Source organism: Actinomadura soli, from assembly GCF_005889715.1.
GTDB lineage: Bacteria > Actinomycetota > Actinomycetes > Streptosporangiales > Streptosporangiaceae > Spirillospora > Spirillospora soli.
Map to the genome: position 1 here is coordinate 1 of NZ_VCKW01000415.1, position 4,814 is coordinate 4,814.

General features: G+C 75.1%; 3 protein-coding genes and 1 pseudogene. 3 read left to right on the forward strand and 1 reads right to left on the reverse strand.

Annotated features, from left to right (window positions below; genetic code table 11):
- A pseudogene (locus ETD83_RS45155) lies at positions 1-321 on the reverse strand (hypothetical protein); the annotation flags it as partial.
- On the opposite strand from ETD83_RS45155, the gene ETD83_RS39455 reads away from it, so the two are divergent.
- Genes ETD83_RS39455 through ETD83_RS39465 form a run of 3 tightly spaced genes read left to right on the forward strand, consistent with a single transcriptional unit; the run spans position 257 to position 4,709 of the window.
- On the forward strand, positions 257-2,323 hold the full coding sequence (locus ETD83_RS39455) for a serine/threonine-protein kinase (protein ID WP_138650344.1): 2,067 nt from the start codon (positions 257-259) through the stop codon (positions 2,321-2,323). The pseudogene ETD83_RS45155 and the gene ETD83_RS39455 sit on opposite strands and share 65 nt — an antisense overlap.
- 2 nt (positions 2,324-2,325) lie before the next feature.
- The gene (locus tag ETD83_RS39460; RefSeq protein WP_138650346.1) at positions 2,326-3,399 is read left to right on the forward strand and encodes a PP2C family protein-serine/threonine phosphatase; all 1,074 of its coding nucleotides are present in this window, start codon (positions 2,326-2,328) and stop codon (positions 3,397-3,399) included.
- On the forward strand, positions 3,396-4,709 hold the full coding sequence (locus tag ETD83_RS39465) for a vWA domain-containing protein (RefSeq protein WP_138650348.1): 1,314 nt from the start codon (positions 3,396-3,398) through the stop codon (positions 4,707-4,709). Before ETD83_RS39460 ends, ETD83_RS39465 begins: the two co-directional genes overlap by 4 nt.
- The last annotated feature ends 105 nt before the right edge of the window (positions 4,710-4,814 follow it).

Consider the following 4,814-nt stretch of genomic DNA (forward strand, 5'->3'; position numbering starts at 1 on the left):
GGTGACGAGGCAGCAGACGCCGGTGGCGCCCCCGACGACGCGGCAGCAGCCGGGTGGCTCCGGGCCGTCCACGCCCGGTGGGTCCGTTCCGTCCGCGGCGGGTGGGTCGGTGCCGTCGGCGCCCAGTGGACGGACGGGTCCGAACTCGGCATCGAGCGGTTCGGCGAGCAGCGGTTCGCGGACGCTCGGGTCCGGCCGGACGGCGTCGCGCGGCGGGTCGCGCGGGACGGGCTCCGGGGGGTCGGCGCGGCGCGGGATGCTCGGCGCCGGGCTGGTCGAGGTGCCGCCCGTCCCGGCCCGTGACCCGGCCTCGGCGATCATGGAGAAGCCGGAGGTCCCGGAGAACAGGCGCTACTGCAGCCGGTGCGACGAGAAGGTCGGCCGCAGCCGGGACGGGCGGCCCGGCCGCACGGAGGGGTTCTGCGCGAACTGCGGGCATCCGTTCTCGTTCACGCCGAAGCTCCACGCGGGCGAGCTGATCGGCGGGCAGTACGAGGTGCTCGGCTGCCTGGCGCACGGCGGGCTCGGCTGGGTGTATCTGGCCCGCGACCACAACGTCAGCGACCGGTGGGTCGTCCTGAAGGGGCTGCTCGACACCGGCGACGCCGACTCGCTGGCCGCCGCGACGGCCGAGCGGGCCTTCCTGGCCGAGGTCGAGCACCCCAACATCGTCAAGATCTACAACTTCGTCCGGCACGACGACTCCGGCTACATCGTGATGGAGTACGTCGGCGGCCGGTCGCTGAAGGACATCCTGCTGAGCGCCCGCCGCGAGCACGGCGACGCGACGGCGCTGCCGCTCGGCCAGGTCATCGCCTACGGCCTTGAGGTGCTGAGCGCGCTCGGCTACCTGCACGGCGTCGGGCTGCTGTACTGCGACTTCAAGCCGGACAACGCCATCCAGTCGGAGGAGCAGCTCAAGCTGATCGACCTCGGCGGGGTGCGGCGGGCGTTCGACGTCGACAGCCCGATCTTCGGGACGCCCGGCTACCAGGCCCCCGAGATCGGCTCGCGGGGCCCGTCGATCACGTCCGACCTGTACACGGTGGGGCGGACGCTGGCCGTGCTGAGCTTCCCGTTCCGCGGCTACACGGGACGGCATCTGCGCAGCCTGCCGCCCCGCGAGGAGGTGCCGCTGTTCCAGCGGCACGAGTCGTACCACCGGCTGCTGCGCCGCGCGACGCACCCCGACCCGACCCGCCGTTTCCAGAGCGCCGCCGAGATGGCGGAGCAGCTCACCGGCGTCCTGCGGGAGGTGCTGTCGGCCGAGGACGGGCGCCCGCGTCCCGCGCCGTCGCCGCTGTTCGGGCCCGAGCAGCAGACGGCCGGCACGGACATCGTCGGCGGTCTCGGCCTGGGCGGTCCGGACGGCACGGGCTCCGGGACCGGCAGGACGGACCCGCCGATCCTCGCTCCGCTGGAGCCCGGGGCCGCGGCGGCGGCGCTGCCGGTCCCGCTGGTGTCCGCCTCGGATCCGGCGGCGGCGTTCCTCGCCGGGCTGACCGCCCGCGACCCGGGCGACCTGGCGGCGGCGCTGAGCGCGGCGCCGGTCGCGTCCCGGGAGGTGAGGCTGGCGCTGGTCCGCGTCCGGATCGAGCTGGGCGACCTGGACGCCGCACACCGGCTCCTGGAAGAGCTCGCCACCGAGGACCCGGACGACTGGCGCGTCGACTGGTACCGCGGCGTCCGCGCCCTCGCCGACGGGCGCGGCCGGGACGCGTCGGCCGTCTTCAACGACCTGTACGACCTCGCGCCCGGTGAGCAGGCGCCCAAGCTGGCGCTCGCCTTCTGCCACGAGCTGATGGGCGTGATCCCGCAGGCCGACCGCTTCTACGAGACGGTCTGGCGCACCGACCCGACGCATGTGAGCGCCGCGTTCGGCCTGGCCAGGACCCGTCTCGCGGGCGGCGACCGGGCCGCCGCGGAACGCGTCCTCGACTCGGTGCCCCGGGTCTCCAGCCACTATCTCGCCGCGCAGCTCGCGGCCGTCGCGGTCGCCGTCCGCGGCCGGGGCCCGGCCGACCTGAACGCGCCCACCCTGATCGAGGCGGGGCGGCGCCTCGCGTCCCTCCGGCTGGACACCGAGCGCGCCGCCGCGTTCGCCGCCGAGGTCCTGGAGGCCGCGCTCGCCTGGGTCCGCACCGGGCGCACGCTGCCGGCCGGGGTGCGGCAGCCGATCCTCGGCACCGGGCTGGACGAGCCGTCCCTCCGCGTGAAGCTGGAGCAGACGTACCGCGTCCTCGCCAAGCTCGCCGACGGCGCGGACCACCGGCACGTGATGGTCAGGCGGGCGAACGCCGTGCGTCCGAGGACGCTGTTCTGACGATGGACGCCGACCAGCACACCCATGCCGGACGCTGCCGCGATTGCGGCGAACCCGTCCAGGAACGCGACCGCTTCTGCGAGGAGTGCGGCCGTCCCGACCCGACCGCTCCGCGCCCCGCGCCCGCTCCGGGCGGGTGCGTCGACTGCGGAGACGGCGCCATCGGGACGGACGGCTACTGCGAGGAGTGCGGCTTCCGCCAGCCGAGCGGGCGGGAACATGCCGAGGCCGAGCTGGGCGGCTTCGCGGCGGCGGTGAGCGACCTCGGGCTGAGGCGCAGGCGCAACGAGGACGCGTTCACGCTCGCGGCCCTGCCCGCCGGGGCGTGCGCGGTGGTGTGCGACGGCGTCGCGACGGCGCCGGGCTCGGAGGAGGCGTCGCGGCGTGCGGCGGACGCGGCGGTGTCCGTCCTGGCCGGACGTGTCTCGGTGGGCATGGACCCTGAAGCCGCCACGCGCGCGGCGGCAGAACGGGCGGCCGAGGTCGTCGCGGGCCTCTGCAGGGACCCCAAGAATCCGGACGGTGCGCCTGCCTGCACGTTCGCGTCGGCCGTCGTGGACGGCGCGGGCGTCACCGCCGGGTGGGTGGGGGACAGCCGCGTCTACTGGCTCTCGTCCAGCGACTCGTTCCTGCTGACACGCGACGACTCCTGGGCCGCGCAGATGATCGAGCGCGGGGAGATGAGCGCGGCGGACGCGTGGGCCGACCGCCGTGCGCACCTGCTGACGGCGTGGCTCGGCGCGGACGCGGGCATCGTCAAGCCGCAGATCGCGGCGTTCCGGCCCGCGGGCCCCGGCATGGTCCTGGTCTGCAGCGACGGCCTGTGGAACCACCTCCCGGACGCGGCGGACCTCGCCGCCGTGGCCCTGAACGACGACGGTTCAGACGGCGGGGCGCGTCCAGACGGCTCCGGCGGGCGAACTGTTCGTGCGGTGCGCCGGCTGTTGCGGGCGGCGCTCGACGCGGGCGGGCACGACAACGTCACGGCGGTGGTGATCGCCTGGCCGCCGCCAGCAGCGAGCAGGCCGCCAGGAGCGAGCAGGTCGCCAGCAGGGAGCAGGGAGCCGGGCCGATGAGCGACGTCCCCGAGTTCACGATCCGCGTGGACCAGAACGCCTACCTTCCGGCCGGCGGGCAGGAGATGCACGCGATCGTGACCGTCGAGGCGCGCTCGTCCATGGACGACGACGGCGCGAGCGGCACGGGACGCGCGCCCGCCGCCGAGATCATCCTCATCGACACCTCGGGCTCGATGTCGTACCGGGGCAAGATGGCCGCGGCGAAACGGGCCGCGCGGGCGGCGGTGAACGTGCTGCGCGACGGCGTGCGATTCGCCGTCGTCGCGGGCGCGAACCGGCCGCGGATGATCTACCCGCAGGGGGAGCGGCTCGTCGCGGCGGACGAGACGTCCCGGCGGAACGCGGTGCAGGCCGTCCAGCGGCTGGAGGCGGCGGGCGGGACGGCGATCGGGTCCTGGCTGCGCCTCGCCGACCGGCTGTTCACCGGCCACGACGACGCCGTCAAGCACGCCATCCTGCTGACCGACGGCAAGAACCAGCACGAGTCCGCCGAGGAGCTGGACGCGGCGCTCCGCGCCTGCTCGGGCCACTTCCTCTGCGACGCGCGCGGCGTCGGCACCGACTGGGACGTCGCCGAGCTCCGCAAGATCACCTCGGCGCTGCTGGGCGGGTTCCTCGACGTCCCCGACCCGGCCGACCTGGAGGCCGACTTCCTGGCGATGACCCGCACCGCGATGAGCAAGGAGATCGGGGACGTGTCGCTGCGCGTGTGGACGCCGAAGCAGGCGCGGCTCCGGTTCGTCAAGCAGATGGTCCCGGCCGTGGAGGACCTCACCGGCAGGCGGGTCGAGTCCGGGACGCAGACGGGCGACTACCCGCTCGGCGCGTGGGGGACCGAGAACCGCGAGTACCACCTGTGCGTCGACATCGACGAGCCCGGCGACGTGGGACGGCAGATGCGGGCCGCGTGGGTGAAGCTCCTCGCGGGCGACGACGTCCTCGCGTCCGGGAACGTCCTCGCCGAGTGGACCGACGACGAGGCCAGGTCGACGCGGATCAGCGGGCGCGTCGCGCACCACACCGGCCAGTCGGAGCTCGCCGACGCGATCCGGCAGGGCCTGGAGGCGCGCCGGGCGGGCGACGAGGACACCGCCACGGCCCGCCTCGGACGCGCCGTGGTGCTGGCCCGCGAGGTCGGCAACGAGCAGATCTCCGACCTGCTGGACCGCGTGGTGGACGTCGTCGACCCGGCGAGCGGCACGGTGCGGCTGAAGCGGGAGGTGTCCAAGGCGGACGAGATGTCGCTCGACACCCGTTCCGTCCGGACGGTCCGGACCCGTCACGGCGACGAGCCGGGGGGAGGCTGAGGCCCATGCCGCTCTGCCCGCGCGGGCACACGTCCGAGGCCGCCGACTACTGCGACGTGTGCGGCGACCTGATGCCGGGCGCCCAACGCGCCGAGCCCGCCCCGC

What these genes read in the sequence shown, in the direction of transcription:
- ETD83_RS39455 (WP_138650344.1), top strand. Translation starts at nt 257, where the DNA reads ATGCTCGGCGCCGGGCTGGTCGAGGTGCCGCCCGTCCCGGCCCGTGAC.
- ETD83_RS39460 (WP_138650346.1), top strand. Translation starts at nt 2,326, where the DNA reads ATGGACGCCGACCAGCACACCCATGCCGGACGCTGCCGCGATTGCGGC.
- ETD83_RS39465 (WP_138650348.1), top strand. Translation starts at nt 3,396, where the DNA reads ATGAGCGACGTCCCCGAGTTCACGATCCGCGTGGACCAGAACGCCTAC.